General features: G+C 73.2%; 20 protein-coding genes, 3 tRNA genes and 1 pseudogene. 15 read left to right on the plus strand and 9 right to left on the minus strand.

The window, feature by feature from the left end; genetic code table 11:
* The first annotated feature begins 6 nt into the window (after positions 1-6).
* Genes ACIHCM_RS03025 through ACIHCM_RS03040 form a run of 4 tightly spaced genes read left to right on the plus strand, consistent with a single transcriptional unit; the run spans position 7 to position 2,601 of the window.
* Complete coding sequence (locus tag ACIHCM_RS03025) at positions 7-912, plus strand: hypothetical protein (protein WP_399888168.1); 906 nt, start codon at positions 7-9, stop codon at positions 910-912.
* Positions 909-1,148 (plus strand): Trm112 family protein, encoded by a 240-nt coding sequence (locus ACIHCM_RS03030; RefSeq protein WP_399888170.1) that lies wholly within the window; start codon positions 909-911, stop codon positions 1,146-1,148. The genes ACIHCM_RS03025 and ACIHCM_RS03030 overlap by 4 nt, the downstream gene beginning before the upstream one ends.
* Before the next feature lie 51 nt (positions 1,149-1,199).
* Complete coding sequence (locus ACIHCM_RS03035) at positions 1,200-2,024, plus strand: FkbM family methyltransferase (RefSeq protein WP_399888172.1); 825 nt, start codon at positions 1,200-1,202, stop codon at positions 2,022-2,024.
* Complete coding sequence (locus ACIHCM_RS03040; RefSeq protein WP_399888174.1) at positions 1,987-2,601, plus strand: hypothetical protein; 615 nt, start codon at positions 1,987-1,989, stop codon at positions 2,599-2,601. Before ACIHCM_RS03035 ends, ACIHCM_RS03040 begins: the two co-directional genes overlap by 38 nt.
* 51 nt (positions 2,602-2,652) lie before the next feature.
* On the opposite strand, the gene ACIHCM_RS03045 is transcribed toward ACIHCM_RS03040, so the two are convergent.
* Positions 2,653-3,522 (minus strand): RimK family alpha-L-glutamate ligase, encoded by an 870-nt coding sequence (locus ACIHCM_RS03045; protein ID WP_399888176.1) that lies wholly within the window; start codon positions 3,520-3,522, stop codon positions 2,653-2,655.
* Positions 3,523-3,685: 163 nt separating this feature from the next.
* Between ACIHCM_RS03045 and ACIHCM_RS03050 the strand changes: the two genes are divergently transcribed.
* The 6 genes and pseudogenes from ACIHCM_RS03050 to ACIHCM_RS03075 form a co-directional block, all read left to right on the plus strand.
* Positions 3,686-4,753, plus strand: a complete 1,068-nt coding sequence (locus ACIHCM_RS03050) for a MerR family transcriptional regulator (RefSeq protein WP_399888719.1) — start codon at positions 3,686-3,688, stop codon at positions 4,751-4,753.
* A gap of 110 nt (positions 4,754-4,863) precedes the next feature.
* Entirely contained in the window at positions 4,864-6,309 is a 1,446-nt protein-coding gene (locus ACIHCM_RS03055) for an MFS transporter (RefSeq protein WP_399888178.1), read from the plus strand.
* A 217-nt stretch (positions 6,310-6,526) separates the two neighbouring features.
* Positions 6,527-7,975 carry an acyl-CoA synthetase gene (locus ACIHCM_RS03060; protein ID WP_399888180.1) on the plus strand — a complete coding sequence of 483 codons (1,449 nt, stop codon included), beginning with the start codon at positions 6,527-6,529 and terminating at the stop codon, positions 7,973-7,975.
* The gene (locus tag ACIHCM_RS03065) at positions 7,968-9,323 is read left to right on the plus strand and encodes a carboxyl transferase domain-containing protein (RefSeq protein ID WP_399888182.1); all 1,356 of its coding nucleotides are present in this window, start codon (positions 7,968-7,970) and stop codon (positions 9,321-9,323) included. The genes ACIHCM_RS03060 and ACIHCM_RS03065 overlap by 8 nt, the downstream gene beginning before the upstream one ends.
* Positions 9,324-9,578: 255 nt before the next feature.
* Positions 9,579-10,616, plus strand: coding sequence for a rod shape-determining protein (locus ACIHCM_RS03070; protein WP_399888184.1), 1,038 nt, complete (start codon positions 9,579-9,581; stop codon positions 10,614-10,616).
* A gap of 28 nt (positions 10,617-10,644) precedes the next feature.
* Positions 10,645-11,733: pseudogene (locus ACIHCM_RS03075) on the plus strand (GAF domain-containing protein); the annotation flags it as partial.
* Positions 11,734-11,745: 12 nt separating this feature from the next.
* Here the strand turns inward: ACIHCM_RS03075 and ACIHCM_RS03080 are convergent.
* Together ACIHCM_RS03080 and ACIHCM_RS03085 are read right to left on the minus strand one after the other, a co-directional pair.
* A complete protein-coding gene (locus ACIHCM_RS03080) occupies positions 11,746-12,744 on the minus strand; it encodes an anti-sigma factor RsbA family regulatory protein (RefSeq protein WP_399888186.1) in 999 nt (332 codons plus the stop codon).
* Complete coding sequence (locus ACIHCM_RS03085; RefSeq protein ID WP_399888189.1) at positions 12,741-13,094, minus strand: STAS domain-containing protein; 354 nt, start codon at positions 13,092-13,094, stop codon at positions 12,741-12,743. The genes ACIHCM_RS03080 and ACIHCM_RS03085 overlap by 4 nt, the downstream gene beginning before the upstream one ends.
* Positions 13,095-13,334: 240 nt before the next feature.
* Between ACIHCM_RS03085 and ACIHCM_RS03090 the strand changes: the two genes are divergently transcribed.
* Entirely contained in the window at positions 13,335-14,027 is a 693-nt protein-coding gene (locus ACIHCM_RS03090; protein WP_399888191.1) for an ANTAR domain-containing response regulator, read from the plus strand.
* Here the strand turns inward: ACIHCM_RS03090 and ACIHCM_RS03095 are convergent.
* The 5 genes from ACIHCM_RS03095 to ACIHCM_RS03115 all read right to left on the minus strand — a co-directional run bounded on the left by ACIHCM_RS03095 (position 13,939) and on the right by ACIHCM_RS03115 (position 16,567).
* Entirely contained in the window at positions 13,939-15,606 is a 1,668-nt protein-coding gene (locus ACIHCM_RS03095) for an adenosine deaminase (RefSeq protein ID WP_399888722.1), read from the minus strand. The genes ACIHCM_RS03090 and ACIHCM_RS03095 overlap by 89 nt on opposite strands.
* A 148-nt stretch (positions 15,607-15,754) precedes the next feature.
* Complete coding sequence (locus ACIHCM_RS03100; RefSeq protein WP_399888193.1) at positions 15,755-16,129, minus strand: SRPBCC domain-containing protein; 375 nt, start codon at positions 16,127-16,129, stop codon at positions 15,755-15,757.
* 43 nt (positions 16,130-16,172) lie between these two features.
* Positions 16,173-16,249: transfer RNA gene (locus ACIHCM_RS03105), tRNA-Ile, on the minus strand.
* 167 nt (positions 16,250-16,416) lie between these two features.
* Positions 16,417-16,489 (minus strand) — tRNA-Asn (locus tag ACIHCM_RS03110).
* 5 nt (positions 16,490-16,494) lie between these two features.
* Positions 16,495-16,567, minus strand: a tRNA-Asn gene (locus tag ACIHCM_RS03115).
* A 157-nt stretch (positions 16,568-16,724) separates the two neighbouring features.
* Between ACIHCM_RS03115 and ACIHCM_RS03120 the strand changes: the two genes are divergently transcribed.
* From ACIHCM_RS03120 to ACIHCM_RS03135, 4 genes are all read left to right on the plus strand, one after another.
* Positions 16,725-17,030: a YtxH domain-containing protein gene (locus tag ACIHCM_RS03120; RefSeq protein ID WP_399888195.1), complete on the plus strand. Its 306-nt coding sequence runs from the start codon at positions 16,725-16,727 to the stop codon at positions 17,028-17,030.
* A gap of 140 nt (positions 17,031-17,170) precedes the next feature.
* Positions 17,171-18,622 (plus strand): FGGY family carbohydrate kinase, encoded by a 1,452-nt coding sequence (locus ACIHCM_RS03125; protein WP_399888197.1) that lies wholly within the window; start codon positions 17,171-17,173, stop codon positions 18,620-18,622.
* A gap of 111 nt (positions 18,623-18,733) precedes the next feature.
* Positions 18,734-20,467: an ABC transporter ATP-binding protein gene (locus tag ACIHCM_RS03130; protein WP_399888199.1), complete on the plus strand. Its 1,734-nt coding sequence runs from the start codon at positions 18,734-18,736 to the stop codon at positions 20,465-20,467.
* Positions 20,467-22,395 carry an ABC transporter ATP-binding protein gene (locus ACIHCM_RS03135; RefSeq protein WP_399888201.1) on the plus strand — a complete coding sequence of 643 codons (1,929 nt, stop codon included), beginning with the start codon at positions 20,467-20,469 and terminating at the stop codon, positions 22,393-22,395. Before ACIHCM_RS03130 ends, ACIHCM_RS03135 begins: the two co-directional genes overlap by 1 nt.
* 53 nt (positions 22,396-22,448) lie before the next feature.
* Here ACIHCM_RS03135 and ACIHCM_RS03140 read toward each other — a convergent pair whose 3' ends face one another.
* Positions 22,449-23,765 (minus strand): RNA polymerase sigma factor, encoded by a 1,317-nt coding sequence (locus ACIHCM_RS03140; protein ID WP_399888203.1) that lies wholly within the window; start codon positions 23,763-23,765, stop codon positions 22,449-22,451.
* Positions 23,766-23,830: the final 65 nt, after the last annotated feature.

Here is a 23,830-nt window from a genome sequence, read left to right on the forward strand (position 1 = left end):
TGGGGAGTGGCCGCGGCCCTGCTGGCGAACGTCCTGTACAGCAGCGGGTTCGTCCTGGAGAAGCGGGCGCTGGCCGCACTGCCCGAGGTCACCGTCCGCCGGCCGGGCCGGCTGCTGCGCCTGGTGCTCGGCAGCCCGCTGTGGATCGGCGGCTCGCTCGCCCTCGGGGCCGGCTTCGCCACCCAGCTCGTCGTCTACCGCACCCTGCCGATCGCCGCCGCGCAGGCCATCTTCGTCTCCGGCCTGGTGCTGCTCGTGCTGCTCTCCGCCCGGCTGCTGGGCGAGGAGACCACGGGGCGGGAGCGGTACGCGCTCGCCGCGATCCTCGCCGCGCTGCTGATGATCGTGCTCTCGCTGGACGAGTCCGCGGACACCGTCGGCCACGCCGCCCCCTACCCGCTGGTCCTGCTGCTGTGCGTACCGTCGCTCGCGGGCGGGGTCTGGCTGTACCGCGCCGCCGAGCGCCGCGCCCTGCGCCGGCACCGGCTGCCGACGACGGGCGTCGAGTACGGGGTGGCGGTGGGCCTGCTCTACGGTGTCAGCTCGCTGGCCGTCAAGGGTGTCTCCGGCTACTGGACGGGCGGCGACATCGGCGGCGCGCTGCTCGGCGTACTGCGCTCCCCGTACCCGTATCTGCTGCTGTTCACCGGCGCGTTCGGCCTGGTCATGTCGCAGGCGGCGCTGCAGCGCTGCCGGGCCTCGCTGATCGTGCCGGTGTGCACGACGGTGACCTGCCTGTACACGGCGGTGCTCGGCACGCTGTCGTTCGGCGAGGCTCTGCCGGACGACCCGCCGCGGCTCGCGCTGCGGCTGGCGGGCACGGCGCTGGCGGTCACCGTGCTGCTGACCATGCCGAAGCACGACAAGGCGCCCCCGCCCCCCACGCCCGCCAAGGAGCTGACCCCGCCATGAGTTCCACCCCCGGCCTGGACGACCAGTTGCTGAAGATCCTCGCGTGCCCGCTCGACAAGGGCCCGCTGCGTCTGCTGCCGCCGGACGGGTCCGTGACGTCCGCGCGAGCCCTGTACAACCCGCGCCTGCGCCTGCGCTACCCGATCGTCGACGGCATCCCGCAACTGCTGCCGTCATCCGGCGAACAGCTCTCCGAGCACGAGCACGAGCAGCTCCTCAAACGCATGGCCCCCTGACCGAAGGTCTCGGCACCCCCAGGCCCCAAGGAACCGGAAACGGATGGCCCCATGACCACGCTCGCCGCCCGCCTCGCCCCCTTCCTGCCGGCCCGCCTCGTGGCGGCGACCGCCCGCGCGGTCTACCCCCGGTTCGAGCCGGAGCTGGGCAGGATCACCGAGCTGTGCCCGCCCGGCTGCGGCACGGCGGTGGACATCGGCGGCTGGTACGGGCCCTGGACCCGCCGCCTGTCCGCCCTCGCCCGCCGGGTGGTGACCGTCGAGCCGGTCCCGCACCTGGCCCGCCTGCTCTCCGCGACCGCCCCGCCCAACGTCCGGGTGATCCAGGCCGCCGCCTCGGACCGCCCCGGCACGGCCCGCCTGTGGCTGCCGGCCGACGACTCCGGGAACCGGGGCGTGTCGTCCCTCGTCCGGCGGGACATCCACGCCCACGCCGTGGACGTCCGCTGTGTCGCGCTGGACGACCTGAAGCTGCGGGACGTCGGGTTCGTCAAGATCGACGTGGACGGCAGCGAACTGGCGGTCCTGCGGGGCGGCACGGCACTCCTGACCCGCGAGCGCCCGGCCCTGTTCGTCGAACTGGAGTCCCGTATCCAGCCGATCTCGCCCGTCCTGACGTATTTGGGACTGCTCGGATATGACGGCTGGGTGCTCCCCGGCGACCACTGGATCCCCCTCGCCCACTTCCCCCTGGAGGCCCATCAGGCAGCCACTTCGCACGTCGCCTCGCACGGACTCGTGCGCCGCGTGCTCCCACTACACCGCCGGATCCGATACGTCAACTCCGTGCTGTTTCTTCCCGACGGACGGCGCCCGGGAAGGCGCCGAATGGGCGACGATGGTCCGCATGCCGTCCTCCGCAGACAACCCCACTAGCCCCTTCACCCCCGTCGAATTCCAGGTGGTCCTGCTGCGCCGCATGGCCGACCACAACGCCGACCTGGTCGAGGACGCCCGACGTGAACTGGGCGTCTCCGTCACACGCATGCAGGACGCGAACCGGCGCTGGCAGATGCTGCTCCGCTCGCCGCGCGTACGCGCCGCCCAGAGCCGGCACCGGGCGATCCTCGGCGCACCCGAGTGGACGACCTCCCGCCGCATCGGTGACCTGGACTGCGAGGCCTGGCAGTGGCCGGTCGTCCTCTGGCCCGACCTGCGCTTCGAGGTGCTGCTCGCCCCGGGCGGCGCGGTCTGGAACGAATGGCTGGTCCGCGCCCCGGACGCCGAACCCGCCGACCTGCACACGGTCGAGGACCTCTATCCCTGGTCCTGCACGGTCGACGACGCGGCTCGCGCCTTCGCCCCCGCCCGCCCCCTGGAGGGCACGGCCCCCAGCCGCTGGGGCCTCGCCTTCTCCGCCCCGGACACCGAGGGCCGGCGCCACGAGGTGACGGTGGAGTTCACGTGGGGGCTGCTCCAGCGCACGATGATCGGCGGCCGTCGGGTGCTGTGACCCCGGCCGGGGCGTGCCGGCCGGGCCACCGGCGCGCCCCGGGCCGCCGCGTCACCGTCCGGCCGCCGCCAGCACCGCCTGCACGACCCGCGGTACGGAGGCGGCGTGCAGCGACAGGAACAGGTTCGGCTCGACCAGCTCGAGCTCCATCACCCGCGGCCCGCCCTGACCGTCGACCAGGTCGACGCGCGCGTACAGCAGCTCGGGCGCGCCGGGAACCGCACCCAGCGCCCGTTCGGCGACGGCCAGTTCCTGCCGCGTCGGCACCCATACCTCCAGCCCCGGATGGGCGGTCTTCCGCTCGTCGTACGCCGTCCCGCGCGCCAGCACGGCCCCCTTCCGGCTGGCGTGCAGCAGGCGTCCCCCGAAGTACTGCAGCGCCCGTTCCCCGCTGACGTCGATGCCCTCGACATACGGCTGCACCATCGCGGTGAGGCCCTCGGCGTGCATGCGCCGGACGTGCCGTACGGCGACGTCGTGCCGGCCGGGCGTGTACCGGGCGGCGAACCGCGCCCCCGCCCCCGAGGCCGGCTTGACGACGAACTCACCGTCGGACGGCAGCTCGACGGCCTCCCCCGGCGCGACGTACCGGGTCGGCACCACCGGCACCCCGGCCGTCGCCAGCTCCGCCAGATACCGCTTGTCGGCGTTCCACCGGACCACCTCCGCCGGATTGGCCAGCCGCGTGACCTTCCCGCAGGCCGTCACCCACTCCAGGAACTCGGCGGCCCGCCAGCTGTAGTCCCAGGTCGACCGGATCACCACGAGATCGAACCCACCCCAGTCGACCCCGTCCCGGTCCCACTCCACGGCCTGTGCGTCGGCCCCCGCCTGCGTCAACGCCGCCACCAGCACGGGCAGATCCCGGTCGGCGCTCACCTCGGGACCGGGACGGCAGGTGACGAGGGCTATCCGGGGCACGACACTCTCCCTCCTCGTACGGCTTGGCCGCACGCGCTTTCCTCCGGGCGATCGCCCCGCAGGCTAACAACCGCCCCGCAACCACAGAAGGCCGCTTGACCTTCACCTTCGGTGAAGCCCCAGCATCGGTGCACGGAACCGGAGGAGTACCGAGGTGGATCACCTGCTGACGATCGGCGCCTTCGCCAAGGCGTCCCGGCTCACGCCCAAGGCCCTGCGCCTGTACGACGAGCTGGATCTGCTGCGCCCGGCCCGGGTCGACCCCGGCACCGGCTACCGCTACTACGCGGCAGGCCAGTTGGAACGGGCCCGCACGGTGGCCTGGCTGCGCCGTCTCGGCATGCCCCTCGCGCACATCCGCGAGGTGTGCGCCCTGCCGCCGCCGGACGCCGCCCGCGAGATCCGCGCCTACTGGGCGCGGGTGGAGGCGGAGACGGCCGAGCGCCGGGAGCTCGCCGGTTTCCTCATCGCCCAGTTGACCGCACCGCCAGGAGAGGACCTCACCATGACCACCCTGCGACTCCGCTACGCCGCGCACTCCGACCGCGGCCTGGTCCGCCCCGCCAACCAGGACACGGCGTACGCGGGCAGCCGCCTGCTCGCCGTGGCCGACGGCTACGGCCCGGCGGGCGGCCCGGCGAGCACGGCCGTCGTGGAGAGTCTGAAGACCCTGGAGCGGGCGGACGGGATCCTGGCGGGCAACGTCCTGAACCTGCTGGACGCCGCAGTGCAGGACGCCGCCCTGGCGGTGCACGACGTCTCGGCGGAGGAGGAGACCGGCTCCACCCTCACGGCGCTGCTGTGGACCGGCTCGCGCCTCGCCCTTGTGCACATCGGGGACTCCCGGGCGTATCTGCTGCGCGGCGGCGGCCTGTTCCGCGTCACCCACGACCACACCCTCGTCCAGTCCCTGATCGACGCGGGCCGCCTCACCCCCGAGGAGGCCGTCACCCACCCGCAGCGGGCGCTCCTGCTCAACTCCCTCACGGGCACCGCTCCGGCGACCCCGGACCTGCGCCTGCACGACGCCCACCCGGGCGACCGCTACCTCCTGTGCTCCGACGGCCTCTCCGCCGTGGTCCCCGACGCCCGGATACGCGAGCTGCTCCGCGCGCACTCCACGCCCGAGGAGGCCGTCCATGCCCTGGTCGCCGCCGCGAACGACGCCGGCGGCCCGGACAACGTCAGTTGTGTGGTGGCGGACGTGGCAGAGGCGCCCGCGGCCGGCTGACCGGCCTGCCACGCGGTGCGCCGGATGACCTGCCGGCCGGTTCACCTCCGCATGCCCCGTCCGGCCGGCGGGTGCACTCTGAGGACGTAGGGCTGCGGACGGGGACCTTCATGGCAGAGGACACGACCGGGCCGCGAACGGCTCCGCTGTTCTCCCGGCGCGACCGCGCGGTCATCGCCGCGGCGTCGATCTCCATGTTGCTCGTGCAGATGGACTGGTTCGCCCTGAACTTGATGCTCCCGGTGATCGCCCGGGACTTCGGCGAACCGACGACCGACCTCCAGTGGCTGGTCAGCGGCTACATGCTCGCCCTCGGCGCGCTGATGATCATCGGGGGAAGGCTCGCCGACATCCACGGCCGCCGCCGGGTCCTCGTCGTGGGCCTGACCGGATTCGGTGCCGTGTCCGTGGTGTGCAGCGCCGCTCAGAACGAGGCTTGGCTGGTCGCCGGGCGTGTGGCGCAGGGCGCTTCGGCCGCGCTGGTCTTCCCCGTCACGGTCGCGGTCGTGACCGCCTACTTCCGTGACGACCGGCAGGGGCGGGCGGTGGGCACCGTCCTCGCTTTCAGCGCCGTGGGCACCGCGCTCGGCCCGTTCGTGGGTGGCGTCTTCGCCGAGCACGTCAGCTGGCGCGCGGTCTTCCTGCTGAACGTGCCGCTCTGCGCCCTCGCCCTGCTGATGCTTCGCTTCGTCGCCGAGACCCGCGACGAGCAGGCCGGCCGGGGGCTGGACCTGCCCGGGGCGGTCACCGTCGCCGCCGGCCTGACCGCCGTCATGCTCGCCGTGGACCAGGGCAGCCGGTGGGGGTGGACGTCCCCGGCCACGGTGACGGTCCTGGTCGCCGGCGCCGCACTCCTGGTGGCCTTCTGCGCGGTCGAGCGCAGGGCGGCGGAGCCGCTCCTGGACCTCACCCTGCTGCGCAACAGACCGTTCGTCACGGTCACCCTGGCCGGCTCCCTGTCCAACGTCGTGTACTGCCTGGTGGCCGTCCTCTCCGCCCTGTACCTGCAACAGGCGCGCGGGCTCTCGCCGCTCGACGCGGGCCTGGTCTTCCTGGCGCTGTCCGTCGGGGCGGGCGGAGCCAGCTACTGGTCGGGACATCTGGCCCGGAGGTGGAGGCCGGAGGCGGTGATGTCGGCGGGCATGCTGCTGAGCGCCGCGGGCCTGCTCCTGCTGACCTGGAGCAGACCGCTCCCGCTGTACACGGCCGTCTTCGCCGTGGTCGGCATCGGCGTGGGCCTCGGCTGGGCCCTGACCAACACCGCCACGCAGTCCTACGTTCCGGCCGGCCGTCTCGCGGCCGCGTCCGGGCTGGTGCTCACCTCGCTGGTGCTGGTGGGCGCGGTGGCCGTGACCGTGGCCGCGACGGTCCTGGAAGCGCTGAGCGGTTCCGCGGCGACGGCGGCGTCCGACGGGCCCGCGATCGAGTGGGTGCTGCGGGCGGCGGCCCTCCTGGCGGCGGCCGGAGCGCTGTCCCTCGTGCCGCTGATCCGTAACCAGCGGCACGACGACGGGGACGGGAGCGGCCGCACCGCCGGAGGAGCGCCGCCCGCCTGACGGCGTGACCGCCTCGTCCGGCCGGGAGCGTTTCTTCCGGCGGCGGATGGTGTACGGAGGAGTCGTGGCGGCGGTGCCCGTGGAGGTGCGGCCGGTGACGGCCGCGCCCGCCTCCGGAAGACCCCCGCTCGGGGCCCCGGCAGTACGACGGCCCGCACGACGACCGACGACCGACGACCGACGACCGACGACCGACGACGACCAAGGAGTACGCCGCGTGTCCCCACTCTTCCCGGCCCTCACCCAGGGACCGGCCGAGCAGCCCGCGCTGACCTTCGGCGACCGCTCCCTGACGTACGCGCAACTGGCCGCCGCGTCCGGCGCCGTCGCCGAGCGGATCCGCACCGCCGGCCGGGTGGCGGTCTGGGCGACCCCGGCCCTGGAGACAGCCGTCGCCACCGTCGGCGCCCTGACGGCCGCGGTGGCCGCGGTGCCGCTCAACCCGAGGTCCGGCGAGCAGGAACTGGGGCACATCCTGACCGACAGCGCCCCGGACGCCGTACTGACCGCGCCCGGCACCCCACTCCCCGCCCCGCTCGCCGGCCTGCCACGCGTCGACGTCGACGTCCGGGCGGCCGGCACCGCCCCGGCCCGCGAGACCGACGACGCCGCGCCCGCCCTGATCGTCTACACCTCCGGCACCACCGGCCCGCCCAAGGGCGCCGTCATCCCCCGCCGTGCGATCGCCTCGACCCTCGACGCGCTCGCCGACGCCTGGCAGTGGACCGGCGACGACGTGCTCGTGCACGGACTGCCGCTGTTCCATGTGCACGGGCTGGTCCTCGGGATCCTCGGCCCGCTCCGGCGCGGTGGATCCGTCCGCCACCTCGGCCGGTTCAGCCCCGAGGGTGTGGCCCGGGAACTGGGCTCCGGCGCGACCATGCTGTTCGGCGTCCCGACGATGTACCACCGCATCGCCGAGGCACTTCCGAGCGACCCCGGGCTGGTCAAGGCGCTGGCCGGGGCGCGCCTGCTGGTCTCCGGGTCGGCCGCCCTGCCCGTGCACGACCACGAGCGGATCGCGTCCGCCACCGGCCGCCGGGTCGTCGAGCGGTACGGCATGACCGAGACGCTGATGAACACCAGCGTCCGCGCGGACGGCGAGGCCCGCGCCGGCACCGTCGGCGTCCCGCTGCCCGGCGTGGAGCTGCGGCTGGTGGAGGACGACGGGACGCCCCTCGCGGCGTACGACGGCGAGAGCGTGGGCGAGATCCAGGTCCGCGGCCCCAACCTGTTCACCGAGTACCTCAACCGCCCCGACGCCACCGCCGCCGCCTTCACCGCCGACGGCTGGTTCCGCACCGGCGACATGGCGGTACGCGACCCCGACGGCTACGTCCGCATCGTCGGCCGCAAGGCCACCGACCTGATCAAGAGCGGCGGTTACAAGATCGGCGCCGGTGAGATCGAGAACGCGCTCCTGGAACATCCCGGGGTCCGGGAGGCGGCCGTCACCGGCGAGCCCGACCCCGACCTCGGCGAGCGGATCGTCGCCTGGGTCGTACCGGCCGATCCCGAGGCCCCGCCGGGCATCGAGGAGCTCGCGGACCACGTGGCCCGCCGCCTCGCCCCGCACAAGCGGCCGCGTGTCGTGCACCACCTCGACGCGCTCCCCCGCAACGACATGGGGAAGATCATGAAGCGGGCGCTGGGCAGCCATGCCTGACCGCCTCTCCGCCCGCGCCACCCTGGCCCTCGTCACCGACGAATTCGCCGAACTCCCCCACCCCGCACGCCGTTCCGGCCCCGACGGCCCCCTGGCCTGGCAGGGCTACGACGCCTCGCGCGCCCGTGCCGCCGACCGCACCGGCGAGGACGAGTCCGTGGTCTGCGGCACCGCCCGCGTCGAGGGCACCGAGGCCGTCCTGATCGCCTTCGAGTTCGGCTTCCTCGGCGGCTCGCTCGGCGAACGCACCGGCGACCGGCTTCAGGCGGCGTACACCCATGCCCGTGACCACCGGCTGCCGGTCGTCGCGCTGATCGCCACCGGCGGCAGCCGCATGCAGGAGGGCATGGTCGCGCTCGCCCAGCTCCAGCGCGTGGCACGGCAGTCGGTGCTGGTCCGCGAGGCCGGGCTGGCGCAGCTCGCGGTGTTGCGGGACCCCACGACCGGCGGCGGCTGGGCCACCCTCGGGGCGGGCGCCGACGTGGTCCTCGCGCTGCCCGGCGCCCAGGTCGGCTTCGCGGGCTCCCGGGTCCGCCCGGCCGGCGCGGACCCGGCGGCGTACACGGCCGAGGCCCAGGTGGCGGCGGGCGCCGCCGACGCGGTCGTGCACCCGGGGGAACTGCGACGGACGCTCGGCCGGTGGCTCCGGCTGCTCACCGGCCCCTCCGCCGAACCGGCGCCGCCGCCCCGCCCGCTGGGCGCGACCGTGCTGCCCGCTTCCGGGTGGGAGGCGGTCCTGCGCGCCCGCTCACCGCAACGCCCGCGCGCACAGGAGTACTTGGACGCCTACTTCACGGAGCGGGCGGCGATCGGCGGTGACCGGTGCGGCGGCACCGACGACGGGATGCTGTGCGGCTTCGGTGCCCACGCGGGCCGCACGGTGGCGTACGCCGCCCAGACCGGGACGGCGACCCGCCCCGCCGGCTACCGCACCGCGGCCCGGCTGATCCGCCTGGCGGACCGGCTCGGCATCCCGGTGCTGACCCTGGTGGACACCCCGGGCGCCGCCAGCGACGCGGAGGCGGAACGGCAGGGCGCGGGGGCGGCGATCGCCGATGTGTTCGGCGCGGTGGCGGCGGCCCGCACCCCGGTTACGACGCTGGTGATCGGCGAGGGCGGCTCCGGCGGCGCGCTCGCGCTGGCCGCCCCGGACAACACCTGGGCCACCCCCGACAGCTACTTCTCCGTCATAGCACCGGAACTGGCCACCGCGATCCTCAAGCGACCGCCGGAGGAGGTGCAGTCCACGGCCGGTCAACTCCGCATCCGCCCCCAGGACTTGGCGGAACTGGGACTGGCCCGGACAAGCGAGCGGTTGTTCCCTGGAACAGGTGATCGTCGCCCCTGAGAGCGACTGGGGCGGGTGCGCCGTGGCGATACTCACGGTGCGCGAGCGACGGGAACCCCGCCTCCGGCGGGGTTCCGATCACCGTCACGAGGGTCCGCGTCAAGCTTGCCGGGCCCGCCGCACCGGACAACCACCCGTACGGGCGCACCCCGCCCGGCCCCCTCCAGAAGGCGCCCGCGTCCCGGCCCCCCGCACGATGCAGAAGAGGCCCGCCGCCCGGCGGCACCTCGGTTCGTACGCTCGGGAGGATCCGCCATGACCGCCACTCTGGAGCAGCTGCGGCGCTGCCATTTCGCCGTCGACCTGGGGGCGGCGCGAACGCGGGTCTACGTCAAGGGCGCGGGCCTCGTCGTCGACCAGCCGTCGGTGGCCGCCGTGAACACCCGTACCGGGGCGCTGATCGCGGTCGGCGAGCTCGCCGAGCAGATGACCGGACGCACCCCGGACTACATCCGGGTCGTGCGCCCGGTGTCCGGCGGCACGGTGGTCGACATCGAGATGGCCCAGCGGATGCTGCGTCATCTGCTCGGCGACAAGATGCGCCGGCATCTGCGCCGCAAGCCCCGGCTGCGGGCCGCCGCCTGCACCCCGCACGACGCCGATCCGCTCGCCCAGCGCGCGACCATCGAGACCCTCGTCGGCCTCGGCGCCCGGCGCGTCGAACTCGTCGACACGCTCATCGCCGCCGCCGTCGGCTGCGGGCTGCCGGTCGAGCAGCCCGAGGCGACCATGGTCCTGGTGTGCGGGGCGGCCGCCACGCAGGTCGCGGTGCTCTCGCTCGGCTCGATCGTGACCGCCGTGCGGATTCCGGTCGGCGGTGAGGCCGTGGACCACGCGATCGTGCAGCACCTGCGGCACGAGCACGAACTGGTGCTGCCCAGCCAGTCGGTACGTCCCCTGCAGATCGCCCTCTCCGGCAACGGACTCACCCCGCAGGGACCGGCCTCCACGGAGATCCACGGACGCGACGTCGCCACCGGCCTCGCCCGCAGCGTGCGGATCGACACCGCCGCCGTGCGCGACGCCATCCAGACGCCGCTGACCGGCGTCCTCGACGGCATCGGCAAGGTGCTGCGGGACTGCCCGCCGGACCTGGTCGCCGACCTCGCCGACCGGGGGATCATGATGGTCGGCGGCAGCGCCCTGCTCCCCGGCTTCGACCAGATGCTGCGGCAGGCCACCGGCATGCCGGTGCACATCGCCGAGCGGCCCGACGTGTGCGCGGTCCAGGGCCTCGGCACCATGCTGGAGGGCCGGATCGAACCGCTGGAACTGGACCCGCTGGGCAGCTGAGCCGTCCCCTGCGCCCACCGGGACCCCCATGCCTGACGTCCCGCGCCTGCCCGCGCTCCTCCTCGGAGCCGTCCTCGGGGTCGGCGCCGACCTCGGTCTGCGCGCCACCCTCCGGCGCGTGGTCGACGGCGCGGCCGAACTGACCGGCGCCCGCTACGCCGCTCTCCGTCCACGTGATCCCCGCCGCGACGGCCTGGACGAGATCCGCCGGGCGGGCACGCCCGCCCCACCGCCGGGCGCCCCCACCCTCGACGTGCCGATCTTCGTCGGCGACGAGGAGTTCGGCCGTCTCCAGCTCGCCGGCAAACACGGCGGCGGACCGTTCACCGCCGAGGACGAACAGCTGCTGCACGTCCTCACCACCCAGGCCGGCATCGCCCTCGGCAACGCCCGGCTGTACGAGGCCGCGCGGCAGCGGGGACGCTGGATCGAGGGCGCGGCGGCCGTCACCACCGCGCTGCTCAGCGGCGAGCGCGCGGGCGACGCCCTGACGACGGTCGCCGACCAGGCCAGGATCCTCGCCGGCGCCGCCGCGGGCATCATCCTGCTGCCCACCGAGGCGGGCGGCATGGAGATCGCCGCCGCCGCGCCCGAGGAGCCCGGCGACCTCGTCGGCACGACCATCGCCCCCGGCAGCCCCGTCCTGGAGCAGCTCCTGAGCGGCGAGCCGGTGTTCGTCGACGACTCGGCGACCGATCCGCGCATGACCACACCGGTACGGCACCGGTTCGGCCCCAGCATGCTGCTGCCGTTGCAGTCGGGTGGTCGGCTGATCGGCACCCTCGCCCTGCCCCGCCGGCGCGGCGGCCCTGCGTACACACCCCTGGAACGCCGGCTGGCCGGGAAGTTCGCCTCCCAGGCCGCGCTCGCCCTGGTCCTGGCCGACGCCCGGCACAGCCGCGCCCGCCTCGCCGTCTACGAGGACCGCGACCGGATCGCCCGGGACCTGCACGACCTGGTCGTGCAACGGCTGTTCGCCGCCGCGCTGATGCTGGAGACCGCGCAACGCCGTGCGGAGCCGGGCGCGGTCCACGACCGGCTCGGCCGTGCCGTCGACGAGCTCCACGCGATCATCGAGGAGGTGCGCACCACGATCCTCACCCTCCAGCAGCCGCCGGGGTAGCCGCCGTCAGCGGGCGAACCAGCAGCGGATCGTGGTCCCCGCCTCGTCGGCGTGCAGCCGTACGAGATCGGCGACCATGTTCACCAGCAGCAGTCCGCGGCCCCCTCGCTGGTCACGGGAGGCCGGGCGGCGCCCCGCCAGCGGGTCCGTCAGCCGTCCCTCGTCGCGCACCTCGCACACCACGTGCCCGTCCTCGGCCCACACCCGCAGCACGCCCGAACCGCCACCGTGCACCACGCTGTTGGTGGTCAGCTCGGCCGTGACCAGCGCCAGGTCGTCCAGCCGCGTACCGGCCAGCCCGAACCGCGCCGCCTCCCCGGTGGCGGTGTGCCGGGCCACCGGCAGCGTGTCCGCGGTGAAGGCGAAGGTGCGCGCGTCCGGTACGACGGGCAGGGGCTCGTTCCAGCGGCGCACGACGCCTTCCCAGTCGTACGCCGGACTGCTGCTCTCCTGGCCCGAGGTGATGACCGTGGGGTGGGTGGCCCGGGCGTCGGCGAGCACCTCGTCGTCCAGGGCGGTGACGTCGTACGGGCACAGGACGGTCAGCCGGCGGCCCGTGAACGCCGCGTTGATCAGGGCCTCGTGCTGGGCGCAGGCCGGATACTCGGTGGGCGTGCGCCCGGCCCAGACCGGCTCACCGACGATCCGCACCCGGCGGCCGGCCGGCTGGGCGTCGGCGAACGCGCGGAGCACTCCGGGGATGATCCGGCCGGGGTTGCGGCCGGCCTCGCGCATGTCCAGCAGCCGCACCGCGCCGGCGATGTCGCCGAGCCCGTCCCGGATCAGTTCCAGGTTCCCGCGGGGCACGGCCACCGCCACCGGTTCCCCGGCGGCGAGCCCGTCACGGACGAAAGGCAGGACGCCGTCGAGGTACTCCTGCCGGCCCGCGTAGAACAGCGCGGGATGCGCGAAGTGCCCGGACCGGGCGGACGGGCCGGCGCAGTCACGCGGCTCGCGCGCGCCGTGGGGCCCGGCGGAGCCGGAGGACTCGGCTGGGGCACTCATGACGTCGTCACCTCGATCGCCGGCAGATCGGGCCAGAACATTTCCAGTGTCCGGCACAAGGCGGGCGGCGGCCGGTGCAACACGATCCGCTTGCCGACGGGAAGCCGGCGCACGGCGTCCACGAGCACGTCGGCGCCCGCGACGTCCACGAACGTCACGGCGGACAGCTCCAGATGACACACGTCGCCGCCGTCCCGCACCACTTGTTCCAGTGCGCGTTCCCAGATCCCTCGCGTGGTCAGTCCCACTTCCCCCACCGCGCGGACGCCGAACGGCTCGGCCAGCGGTGCGACGGTCAGCCGTGCCGCGCCGCCACCGGATGCGTGCGGCACGCGGTAACGGATGGTCACAACCGGCTCCCCCTACTCCTGGACATCGTCGCTCGTACCCCGAAGCAATCCGGTCAATCCACGAACCCGCGCGATCGGGGGGTGTAGGGCGCCGGGGGCCGGGAAGGCGCACGTTCAGAATCGGGGCGGCGGGGGGCTCCACACAACATCGGGAAACGCGAAGAGCCGTGGCCGGACGTGACGTCGTACCAGGACGTCGGCGGGCGTTCACGGCTTGACGGGGACCACGAAGGCGGTGACATGACCCCAGTGGCACCACCCTCTCTGGTGGAGCGGTCGCGTCCACTCACCATCGACCGGCGCGCGGCCGGTACCGGCCGGGCCGTGCTCCGCGTGCGGGGCGAGCTCGTGCACGGGTGCGTGGACGTCCTGGCCGAGGCGCTGGACGAACTGCCCGCCGGCACCGCCCGGGTGGAGCTGGACATGACCGGCGTGATTTTCATGGACACGGCGGGACGGCAGTTCCTGGACACCCTGCGCGACTACGGGCGCCGGCATCTGGTCCCGGTCTCCGCCACCAACTGGCACGGCCAGCCGCGCCGCATCCTGGAGCTGATCGGTTTGGACACCTCCGACCCCCTGCGCCCCGCGGACCGCAACCCCCCGGTTCTGCCCTCACCCGCCCCGCTGCCCTCCCCCGTCTCCCTGGAGCGCGCGGAACAGCTGCACGAACTGCGCGAGGAGATCGAGCACCTGCGCCGTGCCATCGCCTCCCGCCCGGTGATCGACCAGGCCCGCGGCATCCTGATGGCCACCCACTCGTGCACCTCCGACGAGGCCTGGCACATCCTCCGCGAGGCCTCCCAGCTGTCCAACACCAAGCTCCACACGGTCGCCGCGGCCATCATCTCCGGCGCGGAGAGCGACGGCCCGCCCCTGCCCGGCGAGGTGCGCCTGGCGCTGCGCCGGGCCCTGGCACGACGGGGACGGTGAGAGGCCGGAACCGGTCCCGCGAGCCCATGCCCGGGGTGCCGCCGAAGGCCTGCTCGAACTGCCGGAATGCGGCCTCCTGCCGCCACTGGACCGCGGCCTTCACGCTGGTGTCCAGCAAGCGGCGGCAGTCCGGGCCGGCGGCCGGATCCCCGGGCCGTTCCCCCCGGCAGGCGGCCGTGAGCCGGTAGCCGTCGCGTGCCGGACTGCCGCGCCACAGGCTGCCGCCCGGCAGGAAGGCGTACTCCAGGGAGGCGCGCGCCAGATCCTTCAGCTCCGGGTACGACAGATCGTAGGTCTCGGCGGCGTACCGGTACTCGGCGCTGATGTCGGTGCGGCTGACACCGGGGTCGTCGGTGGCAAGCACCACGGGCACCCCGTGACGGCGGTATACGCCGAACGGATGCTCGTCGCCGCGTACGCCGAGGATCTGGGCGTTGCTGGTGAAGGGCACCTCGACGGCGATCTCGCGGGCGGCCATGGTGCGGACGGTGCGCCGCCAGTCGTGCTCGTGGACCAGGCCGACCCCGTGGCCCACGCGCTCGGCGCCGGCCACCCGCACGGCCTGCCGGATGTGGAACGCCAGGTCCTCCGGCTTGGCCGGCCCCGGCCACAGCTCGCCCGCGTGCAGGGTGAGGCGCGCGCGGGGGTAGACACCGCGCAGGTGCTCCAGCATGCGCATGTGCAGGCGGTAGTCGCGCAGGGCGACCTCCCCGTCCTCGGGCTGCACGAGGGTGACCGCGACGAAGCGGGGGTCCCGTTCGGCCAGGCGCATGCCGAGGGCGATGCGGGTGAAGACCCGCTCCGGTGAACTCTCCCGCAGCACATGGGAGATCCAGCGGACGGGCAGCGCGCAGGCCGGCCTCGGACGACCGGTGCCGCAGCGGGCGGCCGCGCGGAACTCGGCGTCGGCGGCGTCCGCCTCCTCACGGGCCTCGGCCACCAGCCTGTCCAGCCCGCCCCCGGCGGTCAGCCTGCCGTGCAGCCGGGCGAGGTCGCTGTCCCAGCCGACCTCGTCGGCGAGCCGCTCGGCAGCGGGGGCGGCCGGCGTGACCATGGTCTCCAGGTAGAACTGGTTCTGCGCCGCCACGTCGTCCGCGACCTCGGCGAGCAGCTTGCCGCGGTGCGGCTCGCTCACCGCCGCGAACTTGCCGAAGGTGGCGAAGAAGTGGTCGTGCCCGTTGCCGTCCGGCGGGAAGCCGTGCATGGACCAGGCGCGCAGGATCGCCTCGTGGAAGGCACGGTCTGTACGCGCGTCGGCGGCGGGCCGGGTGCCGGTGCCGCAGGGCGGGGCGAGGGCGGTCGTCGTCGCGGTCTCGATGCACAGCCCGTCCTCGGCGGCCAGCTCGATCAGATACTCCGTGGTGGCCGCGCCGGAGAGGTGGTGGTGCAGGTCCGCCCCTTTGGGCAGCCGGCGGAAGAAGTCCCCGAGCAGGCGCGGTTCGTGCCGGACGGCGTCCAGGTAGGCGTCCGTGTCCCGCTCCCCCACGGTCACCGGCCGTGGCACGGGCGCCGCTTGGGCCTGCCCGGGGCCGAGCAGGGTGGACGAGATCAGCAGGGCCAGGGCCAGTGGGCGGAGCATCGCGGCGGTCACGCCGGCATCATCGCCAGGCGGCCACCCGGACATGCGTGCCCCGGGCGGGCCCCGGGGCACGACCACCCCGGTGGGTGAAGCGGGAACCGGAGCGGGGGCCCCGGTCCGGTCACCGCAGGGACCAGGGGTGTGCGCGCTACTCCCGGGCGAGTCCCACGAGCAGGGACAGGGCGTTCCGCCAGGCCAGCGCGCTCGTTGCCGAGTCCTCCAGAGTGCCGCTCTCCGTGACGGCCACGAGGGTGCCGTCCGGCCGCGGCGTCAGGGTGATGTCGACCAGGTCTCCCGGTTCGGGCAGCCACCGGAAGGAGAAGCGGCGGCCGTGCTCGACGGTCTCCACCCGCGCGGGGAAGGCCCCGTGCTCGTCCCAGCGCAGGCGCATCGCACCGCCCGGTACGAGATCGATCTCGGCACCCCCGAAGGCGTACCAGCGCTGGAAGTGACCGGGCTCGGTCACCAGCCGCCAGGTGCGGTCCGGATCGGCGGGGACGACGGCACGCTCGGTGATCTCCACAACGCGACCGTACAGCGAGAAACGCTTCTGCACTTCAGGTGCGTGGTGGGGCGGGTGGGACTCGAACCCACGGCCGACGGATTATGAGTCCGCTGCTCTAACCGGCTGAGCTACCGCCCCATAGCGGCGTGTCGCGCACATTTGTACGCGCCGTCTGCCGCAGCATAGCCGCTCATACGATCTCCTGCTCCGGATGGTCGGCTTCATATGACCTTGAGGACTCTCCCCTGGCCCGGGCGGTTCCACCGGACATGAAAAAGGACCCCGACGGGGTCCTCTTCAGGCTGCTCCCCCGACTGGACTCGAACCAGTAACCTGCCGGTTAACAGCCGGCTGCTCTGCCAATTGAGCTACGGAGGACCGAGCTCCCCCGACTGGACTCGAACCAGTAACCTGCCGGTTAACAGCCGGCTGCTCTGCCAATTGAGCTACGGAGGAATGCCTCGTTGCATCGAACGCACCCACCTGGGTATCCGCCAGAGGGCGCGCGCTCGCTGCGACACATACATTAGCGCAAGCAGGGGGGTGCTTCGCCAATCGGTACTCCCGGCTCCAGGCCGCGCCAGAGGACCTACGCAAGGGAAGGGTGGCCGCCATGCGTTACCGGCTCACGTTCGTCGTCGGACTCGCTGTGGGTTACGTGCTGGGCACACGAGCCGGGCGCGAACGCTACGAACAGCTGAAGAAGACCGCGCGTCAGTTCGCGCAGAACCCCGCCGTACGGAACACCGCCGAGACGGCCGCCATGCAGGGCCGCCACTTCGCCGGCAAGGCGTACCACACGGTGAGCGAGAAGGTCGGCGACCGTATGCCCGACTCGGTCGCCCACCGCGTGCGCTCGCTGCGCGAGCGCAACATCAACGGCACGGCGGAGGACGACTGGGGCACCAGCAACACGTAGAGGCGGCGGCGAGGACACTCCCCCGCAGGGGCGCGGGGGGCCGCGCGATCAGCCGCGGACCACCCGCGCCCCGAACACTTCACACACCCCTGGGGTCTCCCCGGTCCAAGCCGGCGCGGCGCTACGGCAGAATTTGAGGCATGGGGATAGTAGCCGGGCTGGACAGTTCGCCCGATTTCACTCGTATCGTCGTCTGCGACGCGGACACGGGCGCCGTGCTGCGGCAGGGCTACGCGCCGCACCCGGTGGAAGCCGAGGGCGCCGGGCGCCCCAGCGACGTCGATCCGCAGGCTTGGCTGCTGTCCCTGGGCGAGGCGGCGGGCGGTGGCCTGCTGGAAGGCGTGCAGGCCATCGGCGTGTCCGCCCAGCAGAACGCCCTGGTGCCGCTGGACGCGCAGGGTGGCACCGTACGGCCCGCGCTGGTCGGCGGTGACAAGCGGGCGCAGGTCTCGGCGGCCGACCTGGTCGACGCGCTGGGCGGGCGGGAGGCCTGGGCGCAGGCGGTGGGCTCCGTGCCGCAGGCCGCCCAGCCGGTGACCAAGCTGCGCTGGCTCGCCAGGAACGAACCCGAGAACGCGGCCCGGGTCGCGGTGCTGATGCAGGCGCACGACTGGCTGGTGTGGCAGCTGCTGGGCCGGCCGGTCCGGCGGACCACCGACCGGGGCGGGGCCTCGGGGACCGGCTACTGGTCCGCCGCCACCGGCGGCTACCGGCCCGATCTGGTGGAGCTGGCGCTCGGTCACCAGGTCATGCTGCCCGAGGTGATCGGACCGTCCGAAGCGGCCGGTACGACGCCGGAGGGGCTGCTGATCTCCGCCGGGACCGGCGAGACCATGGCCGCGGCGTTCGGGCTGGGCCTCGGTTTCGGCGACGCGGTGGTCTCCCTGGGCGCCTCCGGGTCCGTGATGGCCGTACATCCCGAGGCGCTCCAGGACGGCTCCGGGATGATCACCTCCCTCGCCGACGCCACCGGCATGCACCTGCCGGTGGTCACCACCCTCAACGCCGTGCGCACCCTGCGCGGCACCGCCGAGCTGCTCGGGCTGCCCGACCTGGAGAGCCTGTCCGACCTGGCGATGAAGTCGACGCCGGGCTCCCACGGCCTCGTGCTGCTGCCCTATCTGGAGGGTGAGCGGACGCCCGCGTTGCCGCACACGGCGGGGACGCTGACAGGGCTGCGGCGGGAGTCGATGAAGGCGGAGCACCTGGCGCGGGCGGCCTTCGAGGGCATGCTGTGCGGGCTGGCGGACGCGCTCGACGTGCTGCGCGGGCGTGGGGTGGAGGTTCGGCGGGTCTTCCTGCTGGGGGCGGCGGCCGAGCTGCCCGCCGTCCAGGCCTCGGCGCCCTCGCTGTTCGGGGCGCAGGTCGTCGTGCCGCAGCCCGCGGACTACGCGGCGATCGGCGCGGCGCGGCAGGCGGCCTGGGCGCTCGGGGCCTCCCAGGGCAGCCTTGATCCGCGGACGCCGCCGGCCTGGCAGGGGGCGGTGGCGCAGGTGCTGGAGCCCGGCGAGGAGCTGGCGGTGGGGCAGGCCGTGCGACAGCAGTACGTGTCGGTGCGGGAGCAGACCCACCCGGGTGCGTTCCGGGGCTAGGTCCGGACGCGCCCGCCGGGCTGTACGGGTTGAGGTAACGCGGGCGGAGTGTTCGACGATAGGGGCCAGGGGCAACCATCCGGCCCCTGCCGCCGACTCCGAGAGATCAGTGTGCTCATACGACTGCTGCGGACCTACCTCAGGCCCTACAAGAGACCCATCGCCGTCCTGGTGGTGCTTCAGTTCCTGCAGACCTGCGCGACCCTCTACCTGCCCACCCTGAACGCGCACATCATCGACAACGGTGTCGTCCTCGGCGACTCCGGTCGCATCCTGTCCTACGGCGCCGTGATGATCGGCGTCTCGCTGGCGCAGGTGGTGTGCAACATCGGCGCCGTCTACTACGGCGCCCGCACCGCCGCGGCGCTCGGCCGGGACGTGCGGGCCGCGGTCTTCGACCGGGTGCAGTCGTTCTCCGCGCGTGAGGTGGGCCACTTCGGCGCGCCCTCGCTGATCACGCGGACCACCAACGACGTCCAGCAGGTGCAGATGCTGTGCCTGATGACGTTCACCCTGATGGTGTCGGCGCCGATCATGTGCGTGGGCGGCATCGTGCTGGCACTCGGTCTGGACGTGCCGCTGTCCGGGGTGCTGGTCGGCGTGGTGCCCGTGCTGGGCCTCAGTGTGATCGTGATCGTCCGGCGGCTGCGCCCGCTGTTCCGCTCGATGCAGGTGCGCCTGGACACGGTGAACCGCGTGCTGCGCGAGCAGATCACCGGCAACCGGGTGATTCGCGCCTTCGTCCGGGACGAGTACGAGCAGCACCGCTTCCGGGAGGCGAACGCCGATCTGACGGAGGTGTCGCTCGGCACCGGCAAGCTGCTCGCGCTGATGTTCCCGATCGTCATGACGGTGGTGAACCTGTCGTCGATCGCGGTGGTGTGGTTCGGCGCGCACCGCATCGACAGCGGCGGGATGCAGATCGGCGATCTGACGGCGTATCTCGCCTATCTGCTCCAGATCGTGATGTCCGTGATGATGGCCACCTTCATGTTCATGATGGTGCCGCGCGCGGAGGTGTGTGCCGAGCGCATCCAGGAGGTGCTGGAGACCGGGTCCAGCGTCGAGCCGCCGCGGACGCCGGTGCGGGAACTGCTCCGGCACGGTCATCTGGAGATCCGCGGCGCCGGCTTCCGCTACCCGGGTGCCGAGGAGCCGGTGCTCAAGGGCGTCGACGTGGTCGCGCGGCCCGGTGAGATCACCGCCGTGATCGGCTCGACCGGCAGCGGCAAGTCCACGCTGCTGGGGCTGGTCCCCCGGCTCTTCGACGCCACCGACGGGGAGGTGCTGGTCGACGGGGTGGACGTGCGGACGCTCGACCCGCAGGTGCTGGCCAGGACCGTCGGACTGGTGCCGCAGAAGCCGTACCTGTTCGCCGGCACGGTCGCCGGCAACCTCCGCTACGGCAACCCGGACGCGACCGACGAGGAACTGTGGCACGCCCTGGAGGTGGCGCAGGCCAAGCCGTTCGTGGAGCGGCTCGAGGGGGGACTGGACGCGCCGGTCGCGCAGGGCGGCACCAACGTCTCCGGCGGTCAGCGGCAGCGGCTCGCCATCGCTCGGACGCTGGTGCAGCGGCCGGAGATCTATCTCTTCGACGACTCCTTCTCCGCGCTCGACTACGCCACGGACGCGGCGCTGCGTGCGGCGCTGGCCCGTGAGACCGCGCAGGCGACCGTCGTGATCGTCGCCCAGCGGGTGGCGACCATCCGGGACGCCGACCGGATCGTGGTGCTCGACGCGGGACGGGTGGTGGGCACCGGCCGGCACCACGAGCTGATGGCGGACAACGAGACCTACCGGGAGATCGTTCTCTCCCAGCTGACGGAAGCGGAGGCTGCCTGATGGCCGGTCCGATGGGGCGGATGATGGCCGGGACCGGCCCCGACCATCGCTCGATGGACTTCCGGGGATCCGGCCGGCGGCTGGTCGGCCGGTTCCGGCAGGAGCGGCTGACCATCGGCGCGCTGCTGCTGTGCGTGGTGGTGAGCGTGGGACTGTCGGTGGCCGGCCCGAAGATCCTGGGGCACGCCACCGACCTGGTGTTCGCGGGGCTCGTCGGCCGTCAGATGCCGGCCGGGACGAGCAAGGAGCAGGCCCTCGACGCCATGCGGGAGCGCGGCGACGGTGCCGTGGCCGACATGCTCCGCAGCACCGACTTCACGCCGGGCGAGGGCATCGACTTCGGCGCGGTAGGGAACGTGCTGCTGGTGGCACTGGCGGTGTTCCTGGTCGCCGGGCTGCTGATGGCGGTGGCGACGCGGCTGGTGAACCGGGCCGTCAACCGGACGATGTACCGGATGCGCGAGGACGTGCAGACGAAGCTGTCCCGGCTGCCGCTGTCGTACTTCGACCAGCGGCAGCGCGGTGAGGTGCTGAGCCGGGCGACCAACGACATCGACAACATCGGCCAGACCCTCCAGCAGTCGATGGGCCAGCTGATCAACTCCCTGCTGACCATCATCGGCGTGCTGGCGGTGATGTTCTGGGTCTCCTGGATCCTCGCGCTGGTCGCGCTGGTGACGGTGCCGCTGTCGCTGTCCGTGGCGACGTACGTGGGCAAGCGGTCGCAACCGCACTTCGTGGAGCAGTGGCGTTCGACGGGCCGGCTCAACGCGCACGTGGAGGAGATGTACACCGGGCACACGCTGGTGAAGGTGTTCGGGCGGCAGGAGGAGTCGGCGGAGCAGTTCGCCGAGCAGAACGCCGCGCTGTACGAGGCCGGTTTCCGGGCGCAGTTCAACAGCGGGGTGATGCAGCCGCTGATGCTGTTCGTGTCGAACATCAACTATGTGCTGGTCGCGGTGGTCGGCGGTCTGAGGGTCGCCTCCGGCTCGCTGTCGATCGGTGACGTGCAGGCCTTCATCCAGTACTCGCGGCAGTTCTCGATGCCGCTGACGCAGATCGCGTCGATGGCGAACCTGGTGCAGTCCGGGGTGGCCTCCGCCGAGCGGGTCTTCGAACTGCTCGACGCGCCCGAGCAGTCGGCGGATCCGGTGCCGGGGCTGCGGCCGGAGGAACTGCGCGGCCGGGTGGCGCTGGAGGGGGTGTCCTTCCGCTACGACCCTCACAAGCCGCTGATCGAGGATCTGTCGCTGACGGTGGAGCCCGGGCAGACGGTCGCGATCGTCGGCCCCACCGGTGCGGGCAAGACCACACTGGTCAATCTGCTGATGCGCTTCTACGAGGTCTCCGGCGGGCGGATCACGCTCGACGGGGCGGACATCGCGAAGATGTCCCGCGACGAACTGCGGTCCGGGATCGGGATGGTGCTGCAGGACACCTGGCTGTTCGGCGGCACGATCGCCGAGAACATCGCCTACGGGGCCGCCCGGAAGGTCACCCGGGGCGAGATCGAGGAGGCGGCGCGGGCGGCGCACGCCGACCGCTTCATCCGTACGCTGCCCGACGGCTACGACACCGTGATCGACGACGACGGGGCGGGGGTCAGTGCGGGCGAGAAGCAGCTCATCACCATCGCGCGGGCGTTTCTGTCCGATCCGGTGATCCTGGTGCTGGACGAGGCGACGTCCTCGGTGGACACCCGCACCGAGGTGCTGATCCAGAAGGCGATGGCGAAACTGGCGCACGGGCGGACGTCGTTCGTCATCGCGCACCGGCTGTCGACGATCCGGGACGCGGACACGATCCTCGTGATGGAGAACGGCGCGATCGTCGAGCAGGGCTCGCACACGGAACTGCTGGCCGCGGACGGGGCCTACGCGCGCCTGTACAAGGCGCAGTTCGCGCAGGCGGTGGCCGAGATCGACTGAGCCGGTGCCGGGGGTGTCGCAGCGGGCGCGGCGGCACCCCCGGGTACGCGGGTTCAGTCCAGGTAGCCCCTCAGCTGGTCCGCGAAGGCGTGGTCGCGCAGCTTGTTCAGGGTCTTCGACTCTATCTGGCGTATGCGTTCGCGGGTGACGCCGAAGATGCGGCCGATCTCCTCCAGGGTGCGCGGCCTGCCGTCGGCCAGGCCGTAACGGAGCTGGACGACCTTGCGCTCACGCTCGCCCAGGGTCGACAGGACCGCCTCCAGATGCTCCTTGAGCAGCAGGAACGCGGCCGACTCCACAGGGCTGGCCGCGTCGCCGTCCTCGATCAGGTCGCCGAGCGCCACGTCGTCCTCCTCGCCGACGGGCGCGTGCAGGGAGACCGGCTCCTGGGCCAGGCGCAGCACCTCGCCGACCCGCTCGGGCGGCAGGTCCAGGTGGGCGGCGACCTCCTCGGGGGTGGGTTCGTAGCCGCGTTCCTGAAGCATCCGGCGCTGCACGCGGACCACGCGGTTGATCAACTCGACCACGTGGACGGGGACCCGGATCGTGCGGGCCTGGTCGGCGAGGGCGCGGGACATGGCCTGGCGGATCCACCAGGTGGCGTATGTCGAGAACTTGTACCCACGGGCGTAGTCGAACTTCTCCACCGCCCGGATGAGTCCGAGGTTGCCCTCCTGGACCAGGTCCAGCATGGTCAGGCCGCGGCCGACGTACCGCTTGGCGACCGAGACGACGAGCCGCAGGTTCGCCTCGATCAGCCGGCGTTTGGCCATCCGGCCCATGACGACCAGGCGGTCCAGGTCCAGGGCCAGCGCGGAGTCCAGGTCGGGGGTGTTGCCCAGCTTCTCCTCGGCGAACAGACCGGCCTCGACGCGGCGGGCGAGTTCGACCTCCTCGGCGGCGCTGAGCAGCGGGATGCGCCCGATCTCCCGCAGGTACTGGCGGAACAGGTCCGAGGAGGGACCGCCGGTGTCGACCCGGCCGGGAACGGGCACCACCGGCTCCACCGGCTCGGCGGGTTCGGCGGCGTCCGTACCGCCGACGGCCTCCGCGGGGGGTTCGGCGCCCTCGGGTGACTCGTTCTCCGGGTGAAGCGCCACCCGGTTCTGCGGCGGTACGGCCACCAGCACGCCGTTCTCCGCGTCCGGCGCGGTGCTCCCGGCGCCGGCGGCGGTGGTCATGTCGGTCTGGACGAGGGTCTGGGTCTGCACGGGGGCGACCTCCAGGGTGATCGCTGCTGAGGCGTACGGCAGCGCTGCTCGGGGGACGGAGTCGGCGGCCTCGCCGCTGTCCGTCCCGTACGCGATGAGCGGAACCGGGGTGAAGGACCCGCGAGGGACGGATCGGCCGCGCTCCGAGGACTCAGGCACCGGAACCCAGTGTGGGGTAAGACACATCGCCGCCACGAGGGGCGTGCGGTGACTTTTTGCGTTCG

It is taken from the genome of Streptomyces sp. NPDC052023, assembly GCF_044548465.1.
GTDB lineage: Bacteria > Actinomycetota > Actinomycetes > Streptomycetales > Streptomycetaceae > Streptomyces.